This window comes from Xanthobacter sp., from assembly GCF_041911315.1.
Classification (GTDB): domain Bacteria; phylum Pseudomonadota; class Alphaproteobacteria; order Rhizobiales; family Xanthobacteraceae; genus Xanthobacter; species Xanthobacter aminoxidans.
Genome location: NZ_JAYRPE010000063.1, coordinates 1 through 3,325 on the forward strand (window position 1 = coordinate 1; position 3,325 = coordinate 3,325).

4 protein-coding genes and 1 pseudogene are annotated in these 3,325 nt (G+C 71.4%); 3 read left to right on the forward strand and 2 right to left on the reverse strand.

What is annotated here, in order from left to right; translation table 11 throughout:
* From ACE3QW_RS18175 to ACE3QW_RS18185, 3 genes are all read left to right on the forward strand, one after another.
* Positions 1–1,001 (forward strand): sensor histidine kinase (locus tag ACE3QW_RS18175; RefSeq protein ID WP_374253023.1); only part of this gene is annotated, 1,001 nt, incomplete at its 5' end.
* Positions 998–1,684, forward strand: a complete 687-nt coding sequence (locus ACE3QW_RS18180) for a peptidoglycan-binding protein (RefSeq protein ID WP_374253025.1) — start codon at positions 998–1,000, stop codon at positions 1,682–1,684. The genes ACE3QW_RS18175 and ACE3QW_RS18180, both read left to right, overlap by 4 nt.
* 14 nt (positions 1,685–1,698) lie before the next feature.
* On the forward strand, positions 1,699–2,040 hold the full coding sequence (locus ACE3QW_RS18185; RefSeq protein WP_029555194.1) for a DUF1491 family protein: 342 nt from the start codon (positions 1,699–1,701) through the stop codon (positions 2,038–2,040).
* 38 nt (positions 2,041–2,078) lie between these two features.
* Here ACE3QW_RS18185 and ACE3QW_RS18190 read toward each other — a convergent pair whose 3' ends face one another.
* Entirely contained in the window at positions 2,079–3,098 is a 1,020-nt protein-coding gene (locus ACE3QW_RS18190) for a peptidoglycan -binding protein (protein WP_250168174.1), read from the reverse strand.
* Positions 3,099–3,113: 15 nt separating this feature from the next.
* Positions 3,114–3,325, reverse strand: a pseudogene (locus ACE3QW_RS18195) (flagellar motor protein MotA); the annotation flags it as partial.

Genomic DNA, 3,325 nt, shown 5'->3' on the forward strand with positions numbered 1-3,325 from the left:
GCGGCCGTGCCGCCACGCTGGAGCTGCGCCTGCGCTGCGATGCGGCCGGCGACGGCGCGCCCGCCTTCCTCACCGCCGAGGTCCGGTGCCGGGCCATGCGGGGCGGCATGGTGCGCGTCTCCTGGCGGGCGCCCTGGCAGCAGGCCCAGACCGAGCAGATGAAGGCCGAACGCCAGAAGGCCGACGCCGCCGCCCGCGCCCGCGCCGAGGCCGAGGCGGCCAACGCCGCCAAGAGCCGCTTCCTCGCCGCCATGAGCCACGAGCTGCGCACGCCGCTCAACGCCATCCTCGGCTTCTCCGAACTGCTCGCCACGCCGACCGGCGCGCCGCTGGACGATGCGCGCAAGGCCGACTATGCCCGCATCATCCATGAAAGCGGCCAGCACCTGCTCGGCCTCGTCAACGACATCCTCGATCTGTCGCGGGTGGAGGCCGGCGCCTATGTGCTGGAGCGCGAGGCGGTGGACGTGGGCGCCCTCGTCGCCGGCTGCGCCGAGATGGTGGCACTCGATGCCGAGCGCAACGGCGTGAGCGTGAAGACCAAGGTGCCGGCGCGCCTGCCCCTGCTTGATGCAGACAAGCGCGCGCTGCGCCAGATCGTGCTCAACCTGCTCTCCAATGCCGTCAAGTTCACCCCCGCCGGGGGGCGGGTGCAGGTGGGCGTCAGGATGCAGGGCGACGAACTCATCATCCGCGTTCGCGACACCGGCCCCGGCATGCGGCCGGAGGACGTGGCGCGCCTCGGCGAGCCCTTCTTCCAGGCCGGCGACTGCATCCAGAAGGCGCGGGGCTCGGGCCTCGGCATCGCCGTGGTGAAGGGCCTCGTGAAGCTGCACGACGGCGATGTGCGGGTGGAAAGCGCGCTCGGTCGGGGGACGAGCGTGTCGGTGAGCCTGCCGGTCGCGGCCGCGATCGAGGCCCCGGGGTACGGACAGGGACAGGGGGTCGTGGCGCCGTTTCCGGCGCGGACCGAAGACACACGGGCAAAGAGGACGGCATGAAGCTGGAAACGGCCACCGCAAACGCAGCGCCCCCGGAACTCGCCGAGGCCGCCGAGGCGGAGGAGACCGCACGGCAGGCGCGCCGGCTGCGCCGCATGGACGTGATGGCGGCGCTGGTGGCACTGGCCGGCAGCGGCGCCTTCCTCGCCAACGTGCTTGTCCTTCAGACCTCGCCGCCCAGCGCACCGCTGCCCATGGCCCGACCGGCCGGGGCCGGAAAGGTCAACCACACCACTGTGCCGCTCACCGCCACGGGCACCGGTACCGCGACGACGTCGGCACCCGCAGGCGGCGCCACCACGGGCTCGCTTGGCTATCTCTCCATCCGCACCTCGGTGACAGGCACCGCGGCTCCCCTCGTGCCGGCGACCGGCGCGCGCACCGCGGACGCCCGCGGCGAGCCGCCGCCCAGCCGCCCGCCCGCGGGCCTCGTCTCGTCGGGGGACATTACCGGCGCCGTGCGTCCGCCGGTGGACGTGGGCGCCTCGCCGCGCATCCTCTCGGTGCAGAAGGCGCTCTCCAAGCTCGGCTACGGTCCCATCAAGGTGGACGGCCGGCCCGGCGGCGAGACGCGCGCCGCCATCGTGCGCTTCCAGCGCGACCGCAACCTGACCGCCGACGGCGAGATCACCGACAAGCTGGTGCGCGAGCTGGGCTCCGTCTCCGGCATGGCGCTGAACTGATGGCTTTGACCTGAATGCGCCTCAAGAGCGCGATCTTCGTCTCCGCCCTCATCCGCCGCTGCCAGGTGGAGGGGTGCTATGCGACCCTGGTGCGCAAGGGCGCGGAGGAGGCCGGCGCCATCTTCGTGAAGGTGGCCCGCCTCGATGGCACCGCCGCGCTCTACGGCCCCGCGCCGCAGTCCGCTTTCGACGAATCCTTCCCGGCGGACCGCAAGTTCTCGGTGCTGGTCGCCCCCGGCAGCCCGGAGGCGGATGCCGACGCCCGCATCGCCCGCGAGCTGAAGTTCGACCCGGACATCTTCGTGCTGGAGATCGAGGACCGCCAGGGGCGGCACTTTCTGGATCTCGTGGAGTAGCGGCGCCCCGTCCCCCCTGCCCTCCCCTCCCCCGCGACTTAGCGCTCCGTCAGCTTCAGCTCGATGCGGCGGTTGCGGGCGCGGGCTTCGTCCGACGTGCCGGTATCGAGCGGCTGGTACTCGCCGAAACCTGCGGCGATGAGGTGGTTGGGGCTCACCCCCTTGGCGATGAGATACTGCACCACCGCGATGGCGCGCGCCGCCGACAGTTCCCAGTTGGAGGGGAACTGGGCGTTCGAGATGGGCCGGTTGTCGGTGTGGCCGTCGATGCGCAGCGCCCAGGAGATATCAGGCGGGATGGCCTTCTCGAGGTCGAGGATGGCGCCCGCCAGCTTGTCGAGGGAGGCGATGGCCTCCGGCTTCATCACCGCCGAGCCGGGATCGAAGAACACTTCCGACTGGAACACGAAGCGGTCGCCCACCACGCGGATGTCCGGCCGGTTGCCGAGGATGTCGCGCAGGCGGCCGAAGAACTCGGAGCGGAAGCGCGTCAGTTCCTGCACCCGCTGGGCCAGCGCCACGTTGAGCCGGCGCCCGAGGTCAGTGATCTTGGCTTGGCTCTCGGCGTCGCGCTTCTCGGAGATGTTGAGCGCCTCTTCCAGCGCCGCCATCTGCCGGCGCAGAGCCGCGATCTGCTGGTTGAGCAGCTCGATCTGGGCAGCGGCGCGGGCGGCCACGTCCTTCTGCAGATCGAGTTCGCGGGACAAGGCGTTGGCGCGGCCGGTGTCGGAGGGGGCCGGCACGGCGATGGCCTGACCGCGCAGCTTGTCGCGCTCGCTCTCGCTGGCCTCCAGCGAGGCGCGCACGGAGGCCAGCTCGCTCTCGGAGGACTGGCTGTTCGCGCGCTCCAGCGAGAGGAGGTCGGTGAGCTGGCGGATCTGCGCCTGAAGGCGCTGCATCACGTCGTCCTTGCCCGCCATCTCCTGCGTCAGGAAGAACTGGGTGAGGATGAACACCGACAACAGGAAGGTGAAGACGAGGAGCAGCGTGGACAGGGCGTCCACGAAGCCGGGCCAGTAGTCGATGTGGCGGTCGCGCCCGCGCCGGCCGAGGGCCATGGGTTCTGCCTCCGCTCAGTTGCGCCGCGGACCGGCGTCGTCCTCGACCTTGGAGAGCAGGCGCCGCATCTGCTCCTGCTGCGCCTGCTGCTGCTCGATCATCTGCTTCAGCAGCGCCTGTTCGGACCGCATGTGGGTGACGAGGCCCTGAAGGCTCTCGGCAAGCTGCGCCAGCGCCGTGGTGACGCGCTGGGAGCCCGCCTCCGTCATGGTCTTCTCCAGCCGCC

Coding starts and splice junctions, on each gene's coding strand:
- ACE3QW_RS18180 (WP_374253025.1), top strand. CDS start 998: ATGAAGCTGGAAACGGCCACCGCAAACGCAGCGCCCCCGGAACTCGCC.
- ACE3QW_RS18185 (WP_029555194.1), top strand. CDS start 1,699: ATGCGCCTCAAGAGCGCGATCTTCGTCTCCGCCCTCATCCGCCGCTGC.
- ACE3QW_RS18190 (WP_250168174.1), bottom strand. CDS start 3,098: ATGGCCCTCGGCCGGCGCGGGCGCGACCGCCACATCGACTACTGGCCC.